General features: G+C 71.8%; 20 protein-coding genes. 11 read left to right on the plus strand and 9 right to left on the minus strand.

The window, feature by feature from the left end; translation table 11 throughout:
* The first annotated feature begins 25 nt into the window (after positions 1-25).
* From ACFYV1_RS02425 to ACFYV1_RS02450, 6 genes are all read left to right on the plus strand, one after another.
* Entirely contained in the window at positions 26-2,059 is a 2,034-nt protein-coding gene (locus tag ACFYV1_RS02425) for an ABC transporter permease (protein WP_389393471.1), read from the plus strand.
* 160 nt (positions 2,060-2,219) lie between these two features.
* Complete coding sequence (locus ACFYV1_RS02430) at positions 2,220-2,846, plus strand: RNA polymerase sigma factor (RefSeq protein WP_389394548.1); 627 nt, start codon at positions 2,220-2,222, stop codon at positions 2,844-2,846.
* Positions 2,843-3,685 carry a hypothetical protein gene (locus tag ACFYV1_RS02435; RefSeq protein WP_389393472.1) on the plus strand — a complete coding sequence of 281 codons (843 nt, stop codon included), beginning with the start codon at positions 2,843-2,845 and terminating at the stop codon, positions 3,683-3,685. The genes ACFYV1_RS02430 and ACFYV1_RS02435 overlap by 4 nt, the downstream gene beginning before the upstream one ends.
* Positions 3,686-3,914: 229 nt before the next feature.
* Positions 3,915-4,688 carry an alpha/beta fold hydrolase gene (locus ACFYV1_RS02440; RefSeq protein WP_389393473.1) on the plus strand — a complete coding sequence of 258 codons (774 nt, stop codon included), beginning with the start codon at positions 3,915-3,917 and terminating at the stop codon, positions 4,686-4,688.
* Positions 4,689-4,997: 309 nt separating this feature from the next.
* On the plus strand, positions 4,998-5,453 hold the full coding sequence (locus tag ACFYV1_RS02445; protein WP_389393474.1) for a hypothetical protein: 456 nt from the start codon (positions 4,998-5,000) through the stop codon (positions 5,451-5,453).
* A gap of 63 nt (positions 5,454-5,516) precedes the next feature.
* Complete coding sequence (locus ACFYV1_RS02450; protein ID WP_389393475.1) at positions 5,517-5,654, plus strand: hypothetical protein; 138 nt, start codon at positions 5,517-5,519, stop codon at positions 5,652-5,654.
* A 176-nt stretch (positions 5,655-5,830) separates the two neighbouring features.
* Here ACFYV1_RS02450 and ppk2 read toward each other — a convergent pair whose 3' ends face one another.
* Positions 5,831-6,832, minus strand: a complete 1,002-nt coding sequence (gene ppk2, locus ACFYV1_RS02455) for a polyphosphate kinase 2 (protein ID WP_389393476.1) — start codon at positions 6,830-6,832, stop codon at positions 5,831-5,833.
* Between the two features lie 118 nt (positions 6,833-6,950).
* On the opposite strand from ppk2, the gene ACFYV1_RS02460 reads away from it, so the two are divergent.
* Positions 6,951-8,081, plus strand: coding sequence for a winged helix DNA-binding domain-containing protein (locus ACFYV1_RS02460; protein ID WP_389393477.1), 1,131 nt, complete (start codon positions 6,951-6,953; stop codon positions 8,079-8,081).
* 59 nt (positions 8,082-8,140) lie between these two features.
* Here ACFYV1_RS02460 and ACFYV1_RS02465 read toward each other — a convergent pair whose 3' ends face one another.
* Positions 8,141-8,986: a response regulator transcription factor gene (locus ACFYV1_RS02465; RefSeq protein ID WP_389393478.1), complete on the minus strand. Its 846-nt coding sequence runs from the start codon at positions 8,984-8,986 to the stop codon at positions 8,141-8,143.
* 114 nt (positions 8,987-9,100) lie between these two features.
* On the opposite strand from ACFYV1_RS02465, the gene ACFYV1_RS02470 reads away from it, so the two are divergent.
* The gene (locus ACFYV1_RS02470; protein WP_389393479.1) at positions 9,101-10,777 is read left to right on the plus strand and encodes an AMP-binding protein; all 1,677 of its coding nucleotides are present in this window, start codon (positions 9,101-9,103) and stop codon (positions 10,775-10,777) included.
* Complete coding sequence (locus tag ACFYV1_RS02475) at positions 10,774-12,381, plus strand: AMP-binding protein (RefSeq protein ID WP_389393480.1); 1,608 nt, start codon at positions 10,774-10,776, stop codon at positions 12,379-12,381. Before ACFYV1_RS02470 ends, ACFYV1_RS02475 begins: the two co-directional genes overlap by 4 nt.
* A gap of 56 nt (positions 12,382-12,437) precedes the next feature.
* On the opposite strand, the gene ACFYV1_RS02480 is transcribed toward ACFYV1_RS02475, so the two are convergent.
* The 3 genes from ACFYV1_RS02480 to ACFYV1_RS02490 all read right to left on the minus strand — a co-directional run bounded on the left by ACFYV1_RS02480 (position 12,438) and on the right by ACFYV1_RS02490 (position 14,689).
* Positions 12,438-12,944: a GNAT family N-acetyltransferase gene (locus ACFYV1_RS02480; protein ID WP_389393481.1), complete on the minus strand. Its 507-nt coding sequence runs from the start codon at positions 12,942-12,944 to the stop codon at positions 12,438-12,440.
* 108 nt (positions 12,945-13,052) lie between these two features.
* A complete protein-coding gene (locus ACFYV1_RS02485) occupies positions 13,053-13,832 on the minus strand; it encodes a TIGR04222 domain-containing membrane protein (protein WP_389393482.1) in 780 nt (259 codons plus the stop codon).
* 125 nt (positions 13,833-13,957) lie between these two features.
* Positions 13,958-14,689 (minus strand): hypothetical protein, encoded by a 732-nt coding sequence (locus ACFYV1_RS02490; RefSeq protein ID WP_389393483.1) that lies wholly within the window; start codon positions 14,687-14,689, stop codon positions 13,958-13,960.
* A gap of 249 nt (positions 14,690-14,938) precedes the next feature.
* Between ACFYV1_RS02490 and gcl the strand changes: the two genes are divergently transcribed.
* Both gcl and ACFYV1_RS02500 read left to right on the plus strand, forming a co-directional pair.
* Complete coding sequence (gene gcl, locus ACFYV1_RS02495) at positions 14,939-16,726, plus strand: glyoxylate carboligase (protein WP_389393484.1); 1,788 nt, start codon at positions 14,939-14,941, stop codon at positions 16,724-16,726.
* A gap of 140 nt (positions 16,727-16,866) precedes the next feature.
* On the plus strand, positions 16,867-17,445 hold the full coding sequence (locus ACFYV1_RS02500; RefSeq protein WP_389393485.1) for a YdeI family protein: 579 nt from the start codon (positions 16,867-16,869) through the stop codon (positions 17,443-17,445).
* A 394-nt stretch (positions 17,446-17,839) separates the two neighbouring features.
* On the opposite strand, the gene ACFYV1_RS02505 is transcribed toward ACFYV1_RS02500, so the two are convergent.
* The 4 genes from ACFYV1_RS02505 to ACFYV1_RS02520 all read right to left on the minus strand — a co-directional run bounded on the left by ACFYV1_RS02505 (position 17,840) and on the right by ACFYV1_RS02520 (position 22,352).
* Positions 17,840-19,297, minus strand: a complete 1,458-nt coding sequence (locus ACFYV1_RS02505; protein WP_389393486.1) for a catalase — start codon at positions 19,295-19,297, stop codon at positions 17,840-17,842.
* A 265-nt stretch (positions 19,298-19,562) separates the two neighbouring features.
* Positions 19,563-20,462 carry a 2-hydroxy-3-oxopropionate reductase gene (locus tag ACFYV1_RS02510; protein ID WP_389393487.1) on the minus strand — a complete coding sequence of 300 codons (900 nt, stop codon included), beginning with the start codon at positions 20,460-20,462 and terminating at the stop codon, positions 19,563-19,565.
* A gap of 81 nt (positions 20,463-20,543) precedes the next feature.
* Positions 20,544-21,383 carry a TIM barrel protein gene (locus ACFYV1_RS02515; protein ID WP_389393488.1) on the minus strand — a complete coding sequence of 280 codons (840 nt, stop codon included), beginning with the start codon at positions 21,381-21,383 and terminating at the stop codon, positions 20,544-20,546.
* A gap of 201 nt (positions 21,384-21,584) precedes the next feature.
* On the minus strand, positions 21,585-22,352 hold the full coding sequence (locus ACFYV1_RS02520) for a hypothetical protein (protein WP_389393489.1): 768 nt from the start codon (positions 22,350-22,352) through the stop codon (positions 21,585-21,587).
* Between the last annotated feature and the right edge of the window lie 27 nt (positions 22,353-22,379).

Below are 22,379 nucleotides of genomic sequence, written 5' to 3' on the forward strand. Positions count from 1 at the left end.
CCCCAGCGCAGCCCAGGGATGCACGATGAAACTGCCACGCGACACGCCGCCCCGGCGCCGGCCCGCTTCGCGGTCCGCACCGGCCAACGCTTCCACCGCATCCAACGCTTCCACCGCATCCACGGCGCGCACGGCGCGCACGGCGCGCACGGAGCCCGCGGGTGTCCGCACCCCTCTCGTGCTCGCCGCGCCCGCGTTCCTCGCCGTCGTCTTCCTGCTGCTGCCCCTCGCCGGCATCCTCGGCCGGACGGCCTGGACGGACATCGGCGCCCACCTGACGAGCCCCGGCGTCACCGAGGCACTCAGGCTGTCCCTGATCGTCTCCTTCTGGGCACTCGGGCTCTCCCTGCTGCTCGGTGTACCGCTCGCCTGGGTACTGGCACGGGCCGACTTCCCGGGCAAGGTGCTCGTGCGCTCGCTCGTCCTGCTGCCCATGGTGCTGCCGCCCACCGTGGGAGGCGTCGCACTGCTCCTCGGCTTCGGGCGGCGGGGCCTGCTCGGGCCATGGCTCGAGGACACGTTCGGTGTCACGCTGCCGTTCCACACCTCCGGCGCGGTCGTCGCCGCCACGTTCGTCGCGATGCCGTTCCTGGTGATCAGCCTGGAGGGCGCCCTCACCGCTCTCCGTCCCGGCTACGAGGAGACCGCGGCCTCGCTCGGCGCCTCACCGGTACGGGTCTTCCTCACCGTCACCCTGCCGATGGTCGCTCCCGGACTGGTCGCCGGGGCGGCCCTCACCTGGGCCCGCGCGCTGGGGGAGTTCGGCGCGACCATCACCTTCGCCGGCAACCTGCCCGGTACGACGCAGACCCTGCCCCTCCAGGTGTACCTCCTGCTCCAGGAGGAACCGGAGGCGGCCACGTCACTGTCGCTCCTGCTGCTCGCCATCGCCATGGCCGTGCTCATCGCCCTGCGCGGCCGCTGGACCGGCGGGGCGCCCGCGCCGCGCCGGGCCGCGCCCGTCGCGGAGGACCCGGGGCCATCCGCCCCGCCCCGTACGGACCTTGAGCCGCGCCCGTCCGGGAACTGGTCGCTGCACGCCGAGGTCACCGGCTTCGACGAGCTCACCCTCGACGCCGCACCGGGCACCACCATCGCCGTAGTCGGCCCCAACGGGGCGGGCAAGACGACCCTGTTGCGCGCACTCCTCGGACTCACCCCCCGCGCCCGCGCCACCCTGCGGCTCGGCGACGCCGATGTGTCCGCCCTGCCGCCCCACCGCAGGGGCGTCGCCTGGGTCCCCCAGGACGGCGCGCTCTTCCCGCACTTGAGCGCTCTCGGCAACACCGCGTACGGGCTGCGCTCGAGCGGAGTGCCGCGCGCGGAGGCCCGCCGCAGCGCGCAGGAGTGGCTTCACCGGCTGGGCGTCGGCCACTTGGCCTCGCGCAGGCCGGCGCAGCTCTCCGGCGGGCAGGCGCAGCGCGTGGCACTCGCCCGCGCGCTCGCCGCCAGGCCGCGGCTGCTGCTGCTCGACGAACCTCTGGCGGCCCTCGACCAGACCACCCGGGCCCAGGTGCGCCAGACGCTGCGCGCACACCTCGGCGGGTTCGGCGGCGTGTGCCTGATCGTCACTCATGACCCGGTCGAGGCGGTGTCGTTGGCGGACCGTGTGCTGGTCCTGGACGACGGCCGCGCCGTCCAGGACGCACCGCCGGCGGAGGTCGCCCGCCATCCGCGGTCACCGTGGGTCGCGCGCATGCTCGGACGCAACGCCTGGCCCGGTACGGCGGGGGCCGGCGGCATCGAACTGGCGGGAGGCGGGCGGCTCGTGGTCGCCGACCCGCTGACGGCCGGCGCCGAAGTCCTCGCGATCATCGCCCCCGAGGCGGTGTCGGTGCACCGCGCACGGCCCGGCGGCAGCCCCCGTAACGTGTGGGCGGGCACCGTGCGCGAGGTCACCGCCGTCGGCAGCCGGCTGCGTGTGCTGGTGACCTCCTCGGACGCACCGGACCTGGTCGCGGAGATCACGCCTCAGGCGGCGGCCGAACTGGGCATCGAGGAAGGTGCGGCCGTCTGGACGGGCGTCAAGGCCACCGAGGTCACCGTCGTCGGGGTGTGACCCACACGGCGACGGGCCGTGCGGCGACGCCAGGTGCCCGCGTCGCACGTCAGGTGCCCGCGTCGCACGTCAGGTGTGACATTTCCGTGAGTCATGACGCTGATCATTGCGGGGGACACGGGTGCGGGTGAGCCGTATCGACGGGGACGAAGAGGAATCAGTGGGCAAGGGGCGGGGCAACCGGCGTACGGAGACGTACGACAAGGAGCTCGGCGATGCGGTGGCGAGGGCACAACAGGGCGACGAGGCCGCCTTCTCCACGGCCTATCGACTGGTCCAGCCACCACTCCTCGGATATCTGCGCGGCCTGGTCGGCGACGACGCGGAGGACGTCGCATCCGACGCATGGCTGGAAATAGCCCGTGACCTCGGGCGGTTCCGCGGTGACGGCGCCGGCTTCAGGGCATGGACCGCGAGCATCGCGCGCCACCGCGCCATCGACCATCTGCGCCGGGCCAGGAGCCGCCCGCGCACGACGCTCCTCGAAAGCGATCTCGCGGAACTGCCCGCCCTCCAGGACACGGTGGCGGAAGCCTTCGAGACCGTCTCCACCCGGCAGGCGCTGGACCTCATCGCGCAACTGCCGCGACAGCAGGCGGAGGCGGTGCTTCTGCAGACCGTCATCGGACTCGACGGACCGGCCGCCGCACGCGTACTGGGCAAGCGCCCCGGTGCGGTCCGCTCCGCAACCCACCGCGGACTGAGACGTCTGGAGAAGTACCTGACATCACTCAATACCCGCGGTGTGACAGATTCAGACTCCCGTTCGCTGGGAGATTCGAGATGACCGAAAACCGATCTGGAGGCGCCGTGGGCCCCGGTGCCGAACCGCAGCCGCAGCCGCCGGCTCTCGAAGAGCTGCTCGCTGCCGCGGCACGCCCCTCGCCTCCCGCACCCGACGCAGAGGCGAACGCACTCGCGGCGTTCCGCGCGGCCCGCGACGAAGGCGCGCTCGACCTGCCCACCCGGCCGGAGGACGACTGGCGGCCCGCGGAACCGCGGCGGCGCTCACGCCTGGTCAAGACCGGGCTCGGCACGCTCGTCGCCGGGGTCATGTTCGGCGGCGTGGCGATGGCGGCAGGCTCCCTCCCCGTACCGTTCGGCGGATCACCGTCCGAGGGGCCCGGCCCGGTACCCACCGCCTCGCCGTCCGTGCCGGACGGCGGGAGCGAGAGCGCCACTGCGCGCGCCACCGAGTCCTCCGGCCCCCCGGACACCACCCCCGGGCCTTCCGCCGAGTATCCGCCGTACCCGCCCACGGCCGAGGACCGGGACCGGGCCGCGCACTGCCGTGCGTACGACGTGGCCGAGAACGACGCGGCTGCGGAGAACGCCGAGGGGAACGCCGCGGGCGACGAGGGCAAGGGCAGAGGCAGGGGCAAGGCCAACGACAGTGCCGTGCGCGAGCGCCTCGAAGCCGCGGCGGGCGGCGCGGACGCGGTCGAGGCGTACTGCGCAGGGCTGCTGACGGGCAAGCCGGCCGACATCCCGGGAGCGGGATCCGACGAACACCCGGGTGGGAACAGGGACGCCGCCCCGCCCGCCGGTGCCGGCCAGGGCGGCGAGGGCTACGAGGACGGCCACGGCCACAGGCGTGGCCCGGGGCCGCGGCAGCTGCGGGAGTAGGCCGGGGCCCGGGGTCCGGCTGCGCACGGGTCCGTGCGCACCGCACCCCCTGGGCTCATGATCTGTGCCGCATCACCCGCGGCCGCGGGGGTCTGCCGCGGGGACGGGTGGAGCTCGACGGGGTCGCTCCGGGCGTACGGAGGGCGGGCGGTTCGCACGGTCCGCGGATGCGGTGGATACTCTTCTGCCGGTCAGCGACGACCGCAGAGGATCGAATGGGGGAGCGAGAGTGCGCAACGCCGTGGTGACACCCGCAGGGGACCGGATCCGTTGGGTGGAACTGCCGGGGGAGGAGCCGGCCCGTGTCTATGTGCACGGCCTCGGGGCCACCTCACCCGCCTACTTCGCGGAGACCGCGGTCCACCCGGAGCTCGCCGGCCACCGGTCACTGCTCGTCGACCTCATGGGCCACGGCATCAGTGACCGGCCCACGGACTTCGACTACAGCCTCGAGTCGCACGCCGACGCGCTGGCCGCCGCCCTGGACAGCGCCGGCGTCACCGGTGCGGAGGTGATCGCGCACAGCATGGGCGGTTCCGTGGCCATCGTCATGGCGGCCCGTCACCCCGGGCTGGTGTCCCGCCTGGTCCTGGTGGACGCCAACCTCGACCCCGTAACGCCGGTGCCGGGCGCCCGGGGAAGCAGCGGGATCGCCGCTATGTCCGAGGAGGAGTTCCTGGGCGGCGGCCGCCAGCGGATCCGCGATCTGGCCGGGCCCCACTGGTGGTCCACGATGCGCCTGGCAGGCCATGAGGCCCTGCACCGCAGCGCCGTGAACCTCGCCCGCGGGACCACTCCCACGATGCGTGAGCTGCTGCTCGGGCTGCGGATCCCGCGCGCCTTCCTGTTCCCGTCCGCCGACGGGCCGCTCATCGGTACCGGTGAACTCGCGGACGCCGGTGTGCGCGTGACCGCGATTGCGGACTGCGGGCACAACATCATGCTGGACAACCCCGACGCGTTCGCGCGCGCGACCGCCGCCGCGCTCACGTCCGACGGCTGAGAGCCGCCGGCCGAGGGACAAGCCCCCAGGCCCGCCACAACCCCGCCACGGACGATTCCGTCATGCCGGCGGGGTCTTCGTCGTGCTCTCCACGTCGCCCAGGTCCCGGAGAGGCCGGGCCCGGGAGCGGTGGATGCCGGTGGCCTTCGGGGCCGACGGCCCCTGCGGTCCCAGACGTTCCAACCCGCGCGAGGGTTGTACGCCGACCGGGGATTTCCCTGTGAGAACGACCACCTCAGTCATCCGTGACGATCCGCACCGTGTTTCCGCTGGGAACGGCGAGGCCAACGATGTGGAGAGGCAGGTGCCGTGGAAGAGCGGGCAGCAGAACTGCCGGACGCCAAGGGCATGCAGAGCTACACCGCCCGGTTCGTCACGGAAATGAGCGAGCGCAGCAGACTGCCACTCGATTACACCGTCGCGAGCCTGAGACTCGTCGATCTCGTCGTTGACGGACTCAGACGCAACAGACCCGTCCGGGCCGGGATCGACCCCTTCCTCCAGGGGCTCGGCGCCTACACCGGCGAGGTGATGGTCCGACGTGCCGGTGCGCGCTGGGTGGACCTCGATGCGGGACAGAGCGAGATGTTCGGACAGCCGGTCGGGGTACGGATGCCGGACGGGCGGGTGTGGAACCCGCTCGGCAAGGTCGTCAAGCGGTTCGAGCACGGTCCGGTGGAGTCGATCGAGCGGTTCTATCTGCTGCTGCACGGCCGACGGGCGCCGGGTGCGAGCCGTGGAAGCATGCAACGGGCGGCCTGCTGACCTCTCCTGCGGCTCCGACGCATGTGTCCGGCATGCTGATCCGTCAGAGAGAAGGGGAGGCGGATGGAGAGTCTCGGAGGGCTGTATGTCGTGCTTGTGGCGGGCGGCGTCGTGGTGTCGCTCGCGGCGGTGGCGGTCGTGTGCCTGTGGAGCGCGCGTTGGCGCAGGCGGGCCCTCGCCCGCATGGAGAGCGAGCGGTGACGGGGACGCCGCCGACGAGCGGGATCCGTTGAACGGCGCGTGAGCCCCGCCCGTACCTGTGGGCGGCCCGTGTGGATCCGCACGGGCCGCCAAACGGCAGGGGAGTGCGGCTACAAGATCGGCAGTTCGAGCCGGTTCGTGCGGCTCGTCGCGCGTCGCCGGACCCGGCCGGGTCGCTAGGGGAGGGAACGCGCGGTCTCCGCGCCCGGCTCGTCGTCCGGATGCTCGCCCGGCCCCTCCGCGTGCCCGGCGAGCGGGGTCGGCGACAGCGAAACGCTCTCCTCGCCCGGCTCCAGCAGCGTGTCCGCCGCGCCGACGATCAGCGGGTCGGGCCGGCCCACGGCCTCCAGGTCCTTGCTGGTGTAGTCGACGCGCGACAGCAGACTGCGCATCGCCTCCAGACGGCCACGGCGCTTGTCGTTGCTCTTGACCACGGTCCACGGTGCGTGCTCGGTGTCGGTGGCGCGGAACATGTCCACCTTGGCGGCGGTGTACTCGTCCCACAGATCCAGTGACGCGACATCCGTGGGGGACAGCTTCCACTGGCGCACCGGATCGACCTGGCGGATCGCGAAACGGGTGCGCTGCTCGGCGCGCGAGACCGAGAACCAGAACTTGACCAGGATGATCCCGTCCTCGACCAGCATCCGCTCGAACTGCGGGCACTGGTGCAGGAACATGTCGTACTGCGGCTTGGTGCAGAAGCCCATGACCCGCTCCACGCCCGCCCGGTTGTACCAAGAGCGGTCGAAGAAGACGATCTCGCCGGCGGACGGCAGATGGGCCGCGTAGCGCTGGAAGTACCACTGTGCCGCCTCCCGTTCCGTCGGCTTCTCCAGCGCGACCACGCGGGCGCCACGGGGGTTCAGCCGCTCCATGAAACGCTGGATCGTGCCGCCCTTGCCCGCCGCGTCGCGCCCTTCGCAGATCACGATGAGCCGCTGGCCGGTGTCCTTGACCCAGCGCTGCAGCTTGAGCATCTCGATCTGCAGCACACGCTTCTGCCGGTCGTACTCGGCCCTCGGGACCCTGCGGTCGTACGGGTGGTTCTCCCGCCACGTCTTGATCGGGCGGCCGTCCTCGTCGAGGAGCACCGGGCGCTCGGGCCGGGTCGAGTCCACGGTCATGCCCTGGAGCAGCTCGTGCCGTTCCCGGTTCCCGTCCGTCGCGTCACTCATGGAAGTCACCTGTCCGGTCCGGCCGCCGATCATGTATCCATCATGATCCCACCACCGGCTTCGGCCTTCCTTTCGTTGCGGACAGAATCTGTCCGCAAGTCTCGCTAGCGTGCCTTCCATGGCCTCGAAAACCGTGTCCCCTCCCGTCCTCGGCACCCGCGCTCTGAACCGGGCGACCCTCGCACGGCAGCTTCTGCTCCGGCGCGCGCCGCGGGACCGGATGTCCGTGGACGGCGCCGTCGACCACCTCGTCGGCCTTCAGGCGCAGAACGTGAAGCCGCCGTACTACGCGCTCGCCGCACGACTGGAGGACTTCGACCCGGGCGAGCTCTCCACGCTGATGGAATCCCGTACGGTCGGGCGCATGGTGACCATGCGGTCCACCATCCACACGCACACCGCCGACGACTGCATGCGGCTGCGGCCGCTCGTGCAGGCCGCGCGGGACCGCGAGCTGGTGCAGTTCAGGGGCGGTCTCGCCGGGGTCGACCTCGTACGGCTGGCCGCGGTGGCGCGGGACCTCGTGGAGGAGGAACCGCGCACCATGAAGGAGCTGCGGGAGGCACTCCGCGTGCTCTGGCCGGACGCCGACCCGTTCGCGCTGTCCGTGGCCGCCCGGTGCTCCCTGCCGCTTGTGCAGGTCACGCCCCGAGGGCTGTGGGCCAGGAGCGGTCAGGTCAGGCTGACCACCGCGGAGCGCTGGTTCGGCCGCCCTGCCGAAGCCGCCCCCGAGGCCGACGACACCGTGCTGCGCCACCTCGCCGCTTTCGGGCCCGCCTCGGTCAAGGACTTCCAGACCTGGTCCGGGCTGACCCGTACGCGCGAAGTCTTCGAACGGCTGCGGCCGGGGCTCGCCGTGTTCCAGGACGAGCGCGGCGTCGAACTCTTCGACCTCCCGGACGCGCCCCGGCCCGATGCCGATGTCCCCGCGCCGGCCCGGCTGCTGCCCGAGTTCGACAACCTGCTGCTCTCGCACGCCGACCGGAGCCGCGTGGTGGCCGCCGACCACAAGGGGCTCACCTGGAAGGGCAACCAGGCGTACCGCACGTTCCTCGTCGACGGCTTCGTCGCCGGGATCTGGCACCTGGAGGAGACCGCGGCGACGGCGACGCTGACGTTGGAGGCCTTCGGCTCGCTCACGCGGGCGCAGCGGGACGAGGTGGAGGGCGAGGCGGCGCGGACGCTCGCCCGGATGCTGCCCGGGCTCGCCCACGAAGTCCGCTGCGGCGCGGTGCGCGACCCCGGCTGAACCGGGTCTCGAACCGGCGCCCCCGCCTTCGCCGGGCCCGGCGTGTCAGGCCCGGCGACTCAGGGCAGCAGCCCCGCTCGCCGCGCCGTCACCACCGCCTCCAGCCGCGTACGTGCCCCCAGCTTCCGCATCGCCGACCGCAGATACGCCTTCACGGTCTCTGTACGCAGGCCCAGCCGGGCCGCGGCCGCCGCGTTCGTCGCGCCGGTCGCGACGCAGCCCAGCACGTCCAGCTCGCGTGGTGTCAGCGAAACCCCCGCCCCGCGGCCGTCACGGTCACCCTCGCCGTTCGCGGTCGCGAGTCGCCCGCAGACCGTCAGCAACTCCTCCCGCAGGGCCCGGTCCGCGATCCGCGGAGCCAGGGCGCGGAGTTCGCTGTGCGCCTCGCGCACCGTCTCCCACGCCCCCGGCCGTTCCGGGGCGGCCGCGGGCGGCCGGGCGAACGTCAGCAGCCGTTCGACCTCGTCCCGTACGACCAGGGCGTGTTCCACGTCCCGTGCCGCCGCGACCGCCGCGTCGAGGACGCGGTCGCCCAGCCCGAGCGGCCGGCGCAGCGCGCCGTACAGCAGGCCGCGCACCCTGCGCCCCACGACGACGGGGACCGCGACCACGGACCGGAGCCCTTCCGCCGCGACCGCCGCGTCGTACTCGTGGCTGATGTTCCGGGCCGACGGGTAGTCCGTCACGGTGCACGGCCGCGACAGCGCCATCGTCCGCCCGCCGAGGCCGTTGCCCGTCCGGATGGCGAGGCCGCGAAGCGCCCCGGTCGCAGCACCGGTCAGTTCCGCGATGCGCAGCTGCTGCGCGTCGCGCAGCAGCCCGCCGAACGCGACGGGCAGCCCCGTCGCCCGCCGCAGCCGCAGCAGCGCCGCCCGCAGCTCGGCCGCTTCGTCGGGTCCGCTCACGCGTGGTTCCTCCTGCCGGTACCCCGTCGGGGACGACACCCCCGTACGGGGGTAGTGAGACTTGGGCCACTGATTACACGATGAGGACGGCCGGTCCCGCAACGAGGAGGACACATGACGTCTGGCAGCGCCACGGAGAGGTTCCGGGCGGCCCGGGACTTCCTGCTGCAGCACCGGGAGGACTACACACGCGCCTACCAGGGCTTCCAGTGGCCCCACCTCGAGCACTTCAACTGGGCGCTCGACTGGTTCGACGTCATCGCCGAGGGCAACGACCGGCCCGCGCTCCGGATCGTCGAGGAGGACGGCGGCGGCGCGCGGGTGACGTTCGCCGAGATGTCCGCCCGGTCCGACCGGGCGGCGAACTGGCTGCGCGCGCAGGGCGTACGGGCCGGGGACCGCGTCCTCGTCATGCTCGGCAACCAGGTCGAGCTGTGGGAGACCGCGCTCGCCGCGATGAAGCTGCGCGCCGTGATGATCCCGGCGACCCCGCTGCTGGGCCCGGCCGATCTGAGCGACCGGATCGAACGCGGCCGGGTGCGGCATGTCGTGGTGCGCCCCGAGGACACCGGGAAGTTCGACGAGGTGCCCGGCGACTACACCCGCGTCGTGGTCGGCGGCGAGCGGGCCGGCTGGCTGTCGTACGCGGACGTGGACGGCGCACCCGACACGTTCGAGCCCGACGGCCCCACCCGCGCCGACGAGACGCTGATGCTGTACTTCACCTCCGGTACGACCGCGCGGCCGAAGCTCGTCGAGCACACCCATGTGTCGTACCCGGTGGGCCATCTCGCGACCATGTACTGGATCGGCCTCGAGCCGGGAGACGTGCACCTGAACATCTCCTCGCCGGGCTGGGCCAAGCACGCCTGGTCGAATCTCTTCGCGCCGTGGAACGCCGAGGCGACCGTGTTCATCCACAACTACAGCCGCTTCGACGCGGGCCGGCTGATGGCCGAGATGGACCGCGAGGGAATCACCAGCTTCTGCGCCCCGCCGACGGTCTGGCGGATGCTGATCCAGGCCGACCTCAGCCGGCTGCAGCAGCCGCCGAGGGAGGTCGTCGCCGCCGGTGAGCCGCTCAACCCGGAGGTCATCGAGACCGTGCGGCGCGCATGGGGAGTGACGATCAGGGACGGGTTCGGCCAGACGGAGACCGCGGTCCAGGTCTCCAACAGCCCCGGCCAGCTGCTCAAGACCGGCTCCATGGGCCGGCCCAGCCCCGGCTACAAGGTCGAACTGCTCGACCCGGTCACCGGCGAGGCGGGCGCGGTGGAGGGCGAGATCGCACTCGACCTGTCGGACCGTCCGGTGGGCCTGATGACCGGCTACCACGGGGACGAGGAGCGCACCGCGGAGGCGATGGCGGGCGGCTTCTACCGCACCGGTGACATCGGATCCCGTGACGACGACGGCTACATCACGTACGTGGGCCGCAGCGACGACGTCTTCAAGGCCAGCGACTACAAGATCAGCCCGTTCGAGCTGGAGAGCGCCCTGCTGGAGCACGAGGCGGTCGCGGAGGCCGCCGTCGTCCCCGCGCCGGACCCGCTGCGGCTGGCCGTCCCCAAGGCGTACGTCGTCCTCGCGGAGGGCTGGCAGCCGGGACCGGACACGGCCAAGCTGCTCTTCGAGCACTCGCGCGCCGTCCTCGCACCGTACAAGCGCATCCGCCGGCTGGAGTTCGCCGAGCTTCCCAAGACCGTGTCCGGGAAGATCCGCCGCATCGAACTGCGTGAGCGCACGGCGGAGGGCTCCGCCGCCGAATACCTGGAAGGCGACCTGCGATGACACTGTCGTACGCGCACGGCGTCAGCGGCACCGCGCTGCTCGGCGACACCATCGGCCGCAACCTGGACCGGGCCGTCGAGGCGTGGCCGGACCGCGAGGCGCTGGTGGACCTGGCCGCCGGCGCCCGCTGGACCTACGCCGAATTCGGCGCGGCCGTGAACCGGCTGGCGCGCGGACTGCTCGGGTCGGGCGTCGCCAAGGGCGACCGCGTCGGCATCTGGGCCGTCAACTGCGCGGAGTGGGTGCTGATCCAGTACGCCACCGCCCGCATCGGCGCGATCATGGTGAACATCAACCCGGCGTACCGGGCCCATGAGCTGGAGTACGTGCTGAAGCAGTCCGGGATCTCGGTCCTCGTCGCCTCGCAGTCCCACAAGACCAGTGACTACCGGGCCATGGTGGACGCGGTGCGCGCCAAGTGCCCGATGCTGCGTGCCGTCCACTACATCGCCGACGCGTCGTGGGACCGGCTCCTCGACGCGGCGGCCGACGTCAACGACGAGCAACTGCACCGACGGGAAGCGGAGTTGTCCTGCGACGACCCCGTGAACATCCAGTACACCTCGGGCACGACCGGCTTCCCCAAGGGGGCCACGCTCTCCCACCACAACATCCTCAACAACGGCTACTTCGTGGGCGAGATGATCGCCTGCACCGAGCAGGACCGGGTCTGCATCCCCGTGCCGTTCTACCACTGCTTCGGCATGGTGATGGGAAACCTGGCCGCCACATCGCACGGTGCGTGCATGGTGATCCCGGCGCCCTCCTTCGACCCGGCCGCGACCCTGCGGGCCGTCGCCGAGGAGCGCTGCACCTCTCTGTACGGGGTGCCGACCATGTTCATCGCCGAACTGAACCTGCCCGACTTCGCCTCGTACGACCTCTCCACGCTGCGCACCGGCATCATGGCGGGCTCGCCGTGCCCGGTGGAGGTGATGAAGCGGGTCGTCGCCGAGATGAACATGGCGGAGGTCTCCATCTGTTACGGCATGACGGAGACCTCCCCGGTCTCCACCCAGACCCGCCGGGACGACGACCTGGAGCGCCGCACCGGCACGGTCGGCCGCGTCATGCCCCACATCGAGGTCAAGGTCGTCGACCCGGTGACCGGTGCGACCCTGCCGCGCGGCGGGGCGGGCGAGTTGTGCACCCGCGGGTACAGCGTGATGCTCGGCTACTGGGAGGAGCCGCAGAAGACGGCGGAGTCGATCGACGCGGGCCGGTGGATGCACACCGGCGACCTGGCGGTGATGCGCGAGGACGGCTACGTCCAGATCGTCGGCCGCATCAAGGACATGATCATCAGGGGCGGCGAGAACGTCTATCCGCGGGAGATCGAGGAGTTCCTCTACGCCCACCCCAAGATCGCCGATGTGCAGGTGGTGGGCGTGCCGGACGAGCGGTACGGCGAGGAGATCCTCGCCTGCGTGATCCCGCGCGACCCGGCGGACCCCCCGACGCCGGAGGAGATCGCCGAGTTCTGCCGTGAGCGGTTGGCGCACTACAAGATCCCGCGCCGGGTCGAGATCCTCCCCGACTTCCCGATGACGGTCAGCGGCAAGGTCCGCAAGGTGGAGCTGCGCAGGCGGTACGGTGCCGGCTGAGCCGGGCGCCCACCGGGAGTCGCCCGCCCCTCGGCGTCCCTTCCGGCACCGTCCGGTCAGAGTTCGCGGCGCATGCACACCCGCGGCCAGCGGTCGAGCCCGTGGCGGGCCTCGTCGCGCCGGATCTCGCGGAGCCCGTCGGTGAGTTCGGGCTCCGCGAGTGTGCGAAAGCCGAGGCGGGCGTAGTAGGGAGCGTTCCAGGGGACGCCGGTGAACGTGGTCAGCGTCAGGGCCGTCAGGCCCTCCGTCGGTGCGAGCGCCGCGAGGTGGTCGATCAGCGCGCGGCCCACGCCCCGGCGGGCGGCGCCGGGGTGCACAGAGACCTGTTCGACGTGGGCCGCGCCGTCGACCGCGTCGGAGAGCAGATAGGCGGCGATCCGGCCCGTCCCGTCGACGGCGACCCATGCGTGACCGTCACGCCGGTGGCGTTCGAGGTCTGCGAGGGAGGGCGGCTCGTCGTCGGCGACGGCCGCCATGCCGAGCTCCCGGAACGGCTCCCCGGCCGCCCGCTCGATGTCCTGCAGCAGCGGGAGTTCGGCCTCGGTCACCGGTCTGATCAGCATGGGCCGAGTATGACCTCGTCCCCGCGATGTCGTGCGCGCGGGCCCTGCCGCCCGACCGGTCACTCACGGCCGCCACGGTCGGCGCGCCCATCGGCGGGTGGCGACGGGCTACTGGTTTTCCGCGCCGCCGAGGGTGCCGAAGCCGCCGCCGGAGGCACGCTCGTCCGGCGGGAAGCCGTGGTCCCTGCGGCTGCCGGGGACCAGGCCGCTGCCCCGCGCGAAGTGGGGGAGGTGCAGGGCAAGGGCCGCCTCGCCGTGCAGGGCGACGGACATCAGGACGCGCGGGCCCACGGTGCGGCGGTGCTCCAGGGGGTGGGCCTCGCGCAGTGCGGCGAGCAGCCGCCGGGCCGCGGGTGTCTGCCGCGGTACGAACCACAGGGCGGCCGCGGCGGCGACCGGGACCGCGGACGCCACGAGCTGGGGCGCGGTGACCGGGGTCGCCACCAGCCCGATCGTGATCGTCACCGGCACGGCGTACAACTGGGTGCGCGCGGTGTGCCAGCGGGTGCCGGAGCGCAGCAGCCCTGCCCGGGCGCAGCGGTCGCGCAGCGCGACGAGCGCCCTGCGTACCCGAGGCACCGTGACCAGCGCGTGCGGCGGAAGCGGCCGGCGCAGCGAGACATGGACGGCGAGCTGCAGCGGTTCGCGTATCGCGGTGGCCCAGCCGTCGGTCCGCACGGTGCCCGGCCGGCCGTTGGTGACGACGCCGCGCTGCTGCAGGGCGACGAGCGCCACGGTGACAGCGGCCCGGTGTCCGCCGTTCAGGAGGGCGACGGTCTGCGGGTCCGTGGTGTCCGCGGGGGCGGCGTCGCCGGCGCGCAGGAGCAGGGCCGCGCAGACGAGCAGCAACCCCGCGGCTCCGATGAACCACCACATGTCGACGGGCATCGCGCCCACCTCCCCCCGACGCCGCGTTCTGCGGCTCGTGCGGAGAACATGCCCACTCCGCCACGTACCGGAAGCCTGAAAGGGGCGTTTTCAGAGGTTTTTCTGAGCTCGGGTCTTTCCTGGCGTTACGCGCCGGACGAGATCAGGTCGTCCGCCGGTGCGTTGACCGGCTGGGGGCAGCCCGTGAGGTCCATGACGAAGAGGGGGATGCCGAGTTGGTCGGCGCGGGCCCGTGCGTCGTTCGCGTAACCGGCGAGGGAGAAGAAGACGCTCGGCGTGCCGGAGCTGAGGCCGTTCAGCCATAAGCACTCGACGGCGCGCAGGTTCGCGGGCCTGGTGGTCGGGTCGACCTGGGCGATCACGGAGGGGCCTTTGAGGTCTATCCCGGAAATCGGCCTGACCTCCGGCTGGACCACGTCGTGGAAACCCAGCCATTTCAGATAGAGGGCGGCCGCGGTGACCGCGTCGCGCGCGGTGCGGATCGTGACCGGTCTGAACGAGGGCCGGGAGGCGACCGCCGTGCGCGGCAGTCGTGCGTGCGAGGGGAGCCGGACGCGGCCCTGTCCTCCGGTCGGGGCCTGCGGGGCGGGTGCGCTGACCGGCCGGACCGGGACGCGCAGCACCGTGCCGCAGGGGCAGCCGAGCTCGGGCTGCGGCCACTGGCCCTGGCGGTCGCACTCGGGGCAGCGGACGGTGACCCAGTCGTCCGTCCAGGTGCGGTGCGTGATCGGTTCGGGCCGGGCGGCGCGCAGCAGTGGTGGTGCGAGCGGGGCGCCGCAGGCGCACGGGTAGACGGGGGCCTCGTAGAGGTGGTCGCGGCGGCAGACGGGGCAGCGCACCGGCATGCTCTCGGTCATCGCGCCCCCTGTTCCCCTCCTCGGCTGTCCCCATCGTCCATCAACGACGTGTGGTTGGCGAGGAACTTCGCACACTTGGGCGCCTTGACGTGCGACAGGCCCCCACTTACATTGCTTCCGTATAGCAAAACTGAATTTCCACAATGCGGAATAGGTGCTCTCAGGTGGCGCGACAGGGCCCGTTCCGACCGTTCCGACCAGATCCGACCAGATCCGACCAGATCCGACAGGCCGAAGCAGGAGCACCCCATGCCTCGAATGACCGCCGCCCGCGCGGCAGTTGAGATCCTCAAGCGTGAAGGCGTCACCCACGCGTTCGGTGTGCCGGGCGCAGCGATCAACCCCTTCTACAAGGCCCTCCAGGCCGGCGGCGGTATCGACCACACGCTCGCCCGCCATGTCGAGGGCGCGTCCCACATGGCCGAGGGGTACACCCGGACCCACCCGGGTAACATCGGCGTCTGCATCGGCACCTCCGGCCCCGCGGGCACGGACATGATCACCGGCCTCTACTCGGCCATCGGCGACTCGATCCCGATCCTGTGCATCACCGGCCAGGCCCCGACCTCCGTGATCCACAAGGAGGACTTCCAGGCCGTCGACATCGCGTCGATCGCGAAGCCCGTCACCAAGGCCGCGACGACCGTCCTCGAGGCCGCCCAGGTCCCCGGCGTCTTCCAGCAGGCCTTCCACCTGATGCGCTCCGGCCGGCCGGGCCCGGTCCTGATCGACCTGCCGATCGACGTCCAGCTGACCGAGATCGAATTCGACCCGGAGACGTACGAGCCGCTGCCGCTCCACAAGCCGGCCGCGACCCGCGCCCAGATCGAGAAGGCGCTCTCCTTCCTGCTGGAGTCCGAGCGCCCGCTGATCGTCGCCGGCGGCGGCATCATCAACGCCGACGCCTCCGACCTGCTCGTCGAGTTCGCCGAGCTGACCGGCACCCCCGTCATCCCGACGCTCATGGGCTGGGGCACCATCCCCGACGACCACGAGCTCAACGCGGGCATGGTCGGCCTGCAGACCTCGCACCGCTACGGCAACGCGAACTTCCTCGAGTCCGACTTCGTCCTCGGCATCGGCAACCGCTGGGCCAACCGCCACACCGGCTACAAGCTCGACGTCTACACCGAGGGCCGCAAGTTCGTCCACGTCGACATCGAGCCCACCCAGATCGGCAAGATCTTCGCCCCCGACTACGGAATCGCCTCCGACGCCGGGGCCGCCCTCGAACTGTTCGTCGAGGTCGCCAAGGAGCTCAAGGCCGCGGGCAGGCTGCCCGACCGCAGCGCCTGGGTCGCCTCCACCAACGAGCGCAGGGCCACGCTGCAGCGCCGCACGCACTTCGACAACGTGCCGCTCAAGCCGCAGCGGGTGTACGAGGAGATGAACCGCGCCTTCGGCCCGGAGACGCGTTACGTCACCACCATCGGTCTGTCCCAGATCGCCGGCGCGCAGATGCTGCACGTCTACAGGCCGCGCCACTGGATCAACTGCGGCCAGGCCGGCCCGCTCGGCTGGACGATCCCCGCCGCCCTCGGTGTCGCCACCGCGGACCCCGAGGCCCAGGTCGTCGCGCTCTCCGGCGACTACGACTTCCAGTTCATGCTGGAGGAACTGGCGGTCGGCGCGCAGCACCGCATCCCGTACGTCCACGTCCTCGTGAACAACTCCTACCTGGGCCTGATCCGCCAGGCGCAGATCGGACTGGACATCAACTTCCAGGTCAACCTGGAGTTCGAGAACATCAACTCCCCGGAGCTCGGCGTCTACGGCGTCGACCACGTCAAGGTCGTCGAGGGCCTCGGCTGCAAGGCGATCCGCGTCACCGAGCCCGACCAGCTGCTGCCAGCCTTCGAGGAGGCGAAGAAGCTGGCCGCCGAGTACCGCGTCCCGGTCGTCGTCGAGGCGATCCTGGAGCGTGTCACCAACATCTCGATGAGCAGGACGGCCGACATCAGCGACGTGACCGAGTTCGAGGAGATCGCCACGGAGCCGGGCCACGCCCCGACGGCCATCAGGCCCTTGAAGGTCTGACCTCCAGGCCCGACTCCAGGCCCGACTCCAGGTCCGACCTCCAGGCCGGACCCCCGGGTTCGGCCTTCCTGGTCGATCGCAGGCCCGGTCCGCATCGCGCGGACCGGGCCGCTGTCGTACCCGGCGACTAGCGTGGAGGGATGGACACGATGGACGGACTGCCGCTGCTCGCGTTCGCCGGCCTGCCGGAGCTGGAGGCATGGCTGGAGGAGAACCACAGGGCGATCCCCGGCCTGTGGGTCGAGATCGCGAAGAAGGGCTCCGGGGTGCCCTCGCCGAGCGCGGACGACGTCAACGACGCGGCGCTCTGCTTCGGTTGGATAACCGGGCTGCGGCGCTCGCGGGACGAGGTCCGGTATCTGCAGAAGATCACCCCGCGCCGGGCCCGGAGCACCTGGTCGCAGGTGAACGTCAAGCGCGTCGCGGAGCTGACGGTCGCCGGCCGTATGCGGGCGGCCGGTCTCGCGGAGGTCGCGGCGGCCGAGGCGGACGGGCGCTGGGACGCCGCGTACGCGTCGCAGCGGGAGGCCGAGGTCCCGCCGGACCTCGCCGCCGCCCTGGGGGAGAACGACCGGGCGAGGACGGCGTTCGAGGGCCTCGGGAAGACGGACCGCTATCTGCTGATCCTGCGGATGCTCAAGGCGACGACGCCGAAGGCCCGTGCGGCCTGCCTCGAGCGGACGGTCGCACAGCTGGCGGCGGGTGGCCAGGTGCGCTGAGCGCCGTACGCGCCCCGCACACGGACCAGGGCCCGGCCTCCTGTGCGAAGGCCGGACCCTGGTCTCGAGCGCGCGGTCCGGGACCGTACCGGATCGGGCGCTCGGTCTGTGCGGTTGATGCCGCCCGACGGTGCGAGGCTGGCGCGACAGGACGTTCGCGCCGCCGGGCGGGGCTCGGGGGAGAAGCTGGGACCGCGGTGGGGCGATTGGCCTTCCGGAGCCCGTTCTTCAGGTCAGAACGGGTCCCGGATGCCTTCACCACCGCACTGGCATCGCACGGCCACCGCGGTCCTCGCTTCAGCCCGCACGGCGGAGCACCCCTCATCCGGGTCCGCGTCGCGGGCTCACGCCCGGGGGTGACCTCCCGTCAGTCCCCGGGCGCGGTCTTCTGCCGTCAGTCCTCGCGCAGCGCGCGGACCGCCTCTTCCACGCGCGTGCCGTACTCGGGGTCGGCGGCGTGGAAGTGGGCCAGGTTCTTCTCGATCACGTCCTCGCGGGTGACCTGGGACAGACCGCCGGCGATGTTGGCGACCAGACGTCCCTTCTCCTCCTCCGACATGAGGCGGTACAGCTCTCCCGCCTGGAAGAAGTCGTCGTCCTTGACGTGCGCCGGGGCGGCGTGGGTGCCGGTCCAGCCGTGGACGGCGAGCGGCGCCGACAGCGCGGCGTCCGTCTGGCCGGGGCCCGCGTAGGAGTTGGGCTCGTAGTTCTTGTCGTGGCGCGAGCCGTGGCGGGTGGCCATCAGGCCGTCGCGGCCGTAGTTGTCCGCCGAGGTCGCCTTCGGTGCGTTCACCGGCAGCTGGGTGTGGTTGACCCCGAGGCGGTAGCGGTGGGCGTCCGCGTAGGCGAACAGCCGTCCCTGGAGCATCTTGTCCGGCGAGGGACCGATGCCGGGCACGAAGTTGTTCGGGGAGAACGCCGCCTGCTCGACCTCGGCGAAGACGTTGTCCGGGTTGCGGTCGAGCACCAGGCGGCCCACCCGCTGCAGCGGGTAGTCGGCGTGCGGCCACACCTTGGTCAGGTCGAACGGGTTGAAGCGGTAGTCGGTCGCGTCCGCCGCCGGCATGAGCTGGACGTACAGGGTCCAGGACGGGTTCACGCCGCGCTCGATGGCCTGGAGCAGGTCCGTCTGGTGGGAGTTGGCGTCCTGGCCGACGAGCTCCGCGGCCTGCTCCGAGGAGAGCGAGCGCACGCCCTGGTTGGTCTTGAAGTGGTACTTCACGAAGAAGGCCTCGCCCGCTTCGTTGGTCCACTGATAGGTGTGCGAGCCGTAGCCGTTCATGTGACGGTACGAGGCGGGGATGCCGCGGTCGCCCATCAGCCAGGTGATCTGGTGGGTCGCCTCGGGGGAGTGGGCCCAGAAGTCCCAGACGTTGTCCGGCTCCTGACGGCCCGTGAACGGGTCGCGCTTCTGGGAGTGGATGAAGTCCGGGAACTTGATCGGGTCCTTGATGAAGAACACCGGGGTGTTGTTGCCGACGAGGTCGTAGTTGCCCTCCTCGGTGTAGAACTTCAGCGCGAAGCCCCGCGGGTCGCGGACCGCGTCCGCGCCGCCGAGCGAGTCGGCGACGGTGGAGAAGCGGATGAAGGTCTCGGTGCGCTTGCCGACCTCGGAGAGGAAGGCGGCCTTCGTGAAGCCGGTGACGTCGTCGGTCACCTCGAAGTACCCGTACGCGCCGGAGCCGCGGGCGTGCACCACGCGCTCCGGGATGCGCTCACGGTTGAAGCGCGCGAGCTTCTCCAGCAGGTGCTGGTCCTGAAGGAGGATGGGGCCACCGACGCCGGCGGTGGCGGAGTTCTGGTTGTCGGCGACCGGGGCGCCGGACTCGGTCGTAAGCACGCGCTTCGACATCGTGACCTTCCGTACGGGAGCTGCACTGGGTGACGGTTCGAGGAGCGTAAGTACGAGCCGAACGAAACGTCAACAGTTTGTTGAATTTGGAGTGTGGTGTTCCGGCCGGCGCCGGCGCCTGGGCGCGACAGGACAGGTGTCAGCGCCGACGCCGGCCGGAAGTCTGCGGGGCCTCCTGGGCCCGGGCCGCCTTGTGGGCCCCTGGCCGTCTTGTGGAGCCCCGGGCCGTCTCGCGGGGGCCGGGGGGCCCGCCCGCGGCCGGGTGTCAGGCCTGGGAGGCGTCGGAGCCGGAGAGTCGCTCGACGGAGCGCAGGAGGGCCGAGTGGTCCAGGCCGCCGTCGCCCTGGGCGCGCAGCGACGCGACCAGCTGGGCCACGACCGCTCCGACGGGCAGCGCGGCGCCGACGTTGCGGGCGGCGTCGGTGACGATGCCCATGTCCTTGTGGTGCAGGTCGATCCGGAAGCCGGGCTTGAAGTCCCGGTTCAGGAAGTTGTCCTTCTTGCGGGTCAGTACGGTGGAGCCGGCCAGGCCGCCGTTCAGCACGTCCAGCGCGGCCTGCAGGTTCACGCCGGACTTCTCCAGGAAGACCACCGCCTCCGCGCACGCCTGGATGTTGACGGCGACGATCAGCTGGTTGGCCGCCTTCACCGTCTGACCCGAACCGTGCGGGCCGCACAGCACGATGGTCCTGCCGAGGGCGTCGAGGATCGGCTTGGCGCTGTCGAAGTCGGCCTGCTCGCCGCCGACCATGATGGACAGCACGGCCTCGATCGCGCCGGCCTCGCCGCCGGAGACCGGGGCGTCGAGCACGCGGATGCCCTTGCCGGCGGCGGCCTTCGCCAGGTCGACGGAGGTCTGCGGGGTGATCGAGGACATGTCGATCAGCAGCGCGCCCCGGCGGGCGTTCTCGAGGATGCCGTCGGGGCCGTAGGCGATGGCCTCGACCTGCGGGGACGCGGGGACCATGGTGATGACGACGTCGGCGTCCCCGACGGCCTGTGCGATCGACCCGGCCGCGGTGCCGCCGGCCGCGGCGAGGCGGTCCAGCTTGTCCTGCTCCAGCGTGAAACCGGTGACGGAGTAACCGGCCTTCAGCAGGTTCTCGGACATGGGAGAGCCCATGATGCCGAGGCCGATCCAGGCGATCTTGGGAAGGGTGCTCATTGGGGTGCCTCTCTGCGATGTGCGTGGTGTGGCCGGTGCCGCACCCGGCGGAACGCGCCGGCGGCCGGCGCGCCGGGCGGGTCAGCGGGCCGCGCGGGCCTCGGCCGGCAGCCAGTCGAAGGACTCGGCGCTCGGGCGGTCGCCGGCCTTGTACTCGAGGCCGACCCAACCGTCGTAACCGGCCTTCGTCAGCTCGTCGAGGAGCTGCTCCAGCGGCAGCGAGCCGGTGCCCGGCGCGCCGCGGCCGGGGTTGTCCGCGATCTGGACGTGACCCGTCTTGTCGGCGTACGACGCGATGACCTGGCCGACGTCCTCGCCGTTCATGGACAGGTGGTAGATGTCCAGCAGGAACTTGGCGTTGTCGAGGCCGGTCGCCGCGTTGACCCAGTCGACGACCTCGATCGCCGCCGGGGCGCTGACCAGCGGGTACAGCGGCGACTCCGGCTTGTTGAGGGTCTCGACCAGCAGGATCGCACCGACCCGGTCGGCGGCGCGGGCCGCGAGGACCAGGTTCTCCAGGGCGAGGGTGTTCTGGATCTGCGGGTCGACGCCGTCGACGCGGTTGCCGTACAGGGCGTTGAGCGCCTTGCAGCCGACCGAGGCGGCGAAGTCGGCCGCGACCTCGATGTTCGCGCGGAAGCGGTCGGACTCGTCACCCGGCACGGAGAGTGCGCCGCGGTCGGGGCCGGGGAGCTGCCCGGCGTAGAAGTTCAGTCCCACCAGCCGGGTGCCGGCGTCGTCGAGCGCCTTCTTGAGCGCGTCGAGCTCCTCCTGCGGCGGGGTGGGGGTCTCGATCCAAGGCCACCACAGCTCGACCGCGGTGAAGCCGGCCGCGGCGGCTGCCGCGGGGCGCTCCAGCAGCGGGAGTTCCGCGAAGAGGATCGAGATGTTCACGTCGAAGCGGTGGTCGCTGTATCCCATTGGGGTGTGCGCCCCTTCCGTATTGCGGAAGTCTCTTTCTGTCTGACGGAATAATCTCGGCAGGGGGTGACGGCTGTCAAGAGCGCCCACAAAAAAAGAGCCTCCCGAGCGGGTCGTCGGAAGGCGGGTCAGGCCTTCTTTCGTCCCAGCTCGGGAGGCGTGCGGAGGGTCGGGGGCGTCCCTCCGCGTCCGGGGGGTCCGTCAGAGCGCGTCGACGGCACTCACCTTCCAGCCGTCGGAGGTGCGGGTCATCGTCATCCGGACCCGGTTCAGATCGACCCGCGATCCGGTGACCTGTGTGCTGGTGGTGACCTGGTTGACGAACAGCAGCACCACGGCACGGTCCGGCGTCGCGGACACCACAGACGACACGGGCTCACCGCCGCCCTGCGGGCTCACCACGCTCGCCTTGACGACGCCGTGGTACTTCTTCGCCGTCGGGGCGACCACCTTGTCGGTGGTCCGGCCGTACTCCTCCTTGAAGGCACCGGTCAGATGCCCACGCGCAGCGGCGAAGTCGGCGTCCAGACGGCGGTAGTCGTACGACAGCACCACCGGGGCCGCCTTGCGTGCCGCCGCCTGGGCCTCCACCCGCGCCGCGTCGGTACGCCGCTCCTGCACGTACTCCCACCCCAGCAAGCCCGTCGCGGTCAGCCCGAGCACCAGCAGGGCGGCGAGCAGCGCGCAGAGCCGCCCGCGCCGCCTGCGCCTGCGCTCCGACGACGTCGCCTCGGTGTCCTCGGCCAGCACCACGGGCCCTACGTGCTGGTTCTCGTCCCTGCGGGCCTGCGAGGCATCGTCGGGCGCCTCCACACGCTCCGGTGCGGGGCGGTCGCGTACGGGCGCGTCGAGTACGGCGGTGCCGGGCCGGACACGCTCCGACCGCTTGGCCGCCGCGCGTGCGGCCGCCGTCATGGAACGGCCGGCGGGGGAGGTGGTTCCACCGCCCCGGATCGTCGCCTTCGCCACGGTCTTGCTCCTCACTGCTTTCGTACG

This window comes from Streptomyces sp. NPDC003023 (genome assembly GCF_042888225.1).
Lineage (GTDB): Bacteria > Actinomycetota > Actinomycetes > Streptomycetales > Streptomycetaceae > Streptomyces.

Bases quoted from the DNA above. Each gene is read 5' to 3' on its own strand.
- ACFYV1_RS02480 (WP_389393481.1), bottom strand. From the start codon at position 12,944: ATGCTGATCAGACCGGTGACCGAGGCCGAACTCCCGCTGCTGCAGGAC.
- ppk2 (WP_389393476.1), bottom strand. From the start codon at position 6,832: ATGAGTGACGCGACGGACGGGAACCGGGAACGGCACGAGCTGCTCCAG.
- ACFYV1_RS02475 (WP_389393480.1), top strand. From the start codon at position 10,774: ATGACACTGTCGTACGCGCACGGCGTCAGCGGCACCGCGCTGCTCGGC.
- ACFYV1_RS02500 (WP_389393485.1), top strand. From the start codon at position 16,867: ATGGACACGATGGACGGACTGCCGCTGCTCGCGTTCGCCGGCCTGCCG.
- ACFYV1_RS02435 (WP_389393472.1), top strand. From the start codon at position 2,843: ATGACCGAAAACCGATCTGGAGGCGCCGTGGGCCCCGGTGCCGAACCG.
- ACFYV1_RS02505 (WP_389393486.1), bottom strand. From the start codon at position 19,297: ATGTCGAAGCGCGTGCTTACGACCGAGTCCGGCGCCCCGGTCGCCGAC.
- ACFYV1_RS02515 (WP_389393488.1), bottom strand. From the start codon at position 21,383: ATGGGATACAGCGACCACCGCTTCGACGTGAACATCTCGATCCTCTTC.
- ACFYV1_RS02485 (WP_389393482.1), bottom strand. From the start codon at position 13,832: ATGCCCGTCGACATGTGGTGGTTCATCGGAGCCGCGGGGTTGCTGCTC.
- ACFYV1_RS02490 (WP_389393483.1), bottom strand. From the start codon at position 14,689: ATGACCGAGAGCATGCCGGTGCGCTGCCCCGTCTGCCGCCGCGACCAC.
- ACFYV1_RS02450 (WP_389393475.1), top strand. From the start codon at position 5,517: ATGGAGAGTCTCGGAGGGCTGTATGTCGTGCTTGTGGCGGGCGGCGTC.
- ACFYV1_RS02460 (WP_389393477.1), top strand. From the start codon at position 6,951: ATGGCCTCGAAAACCGTGTCCCCTCCCGTCCTCGGCACCCGCGCTCTG.
- ACFYV1_RS02425 (WP_389393471.1), top strand. From the start codon at position 26: ATGAAACTGCCACGCGACACGCCGCCCCGGCGCCGGCCCGCTTCGCGG.
- ACFYV1_RS02510 (WP_389393487.1), bottom strand. From the start codon at position 20,462: ATGAGCACCCTTCCCAAGATCGCCTGGATCGGCCTCGGCATCATGGGC.
- gcl (WP_389393484.1), top strand. From the start codon at position 14,939: ATGCCTCGAATGACCGCCGCCCGCGCGGCAGTTGAGATCCTCAAGCGT.
- ACFYV1_RS02470 (WP_389393479.1), top strand. From the start codon at position 9,101: ATGACGTCTGGCAGCGCCACGGAGAGGTTCCGGGCGGCCCGGGACTTC.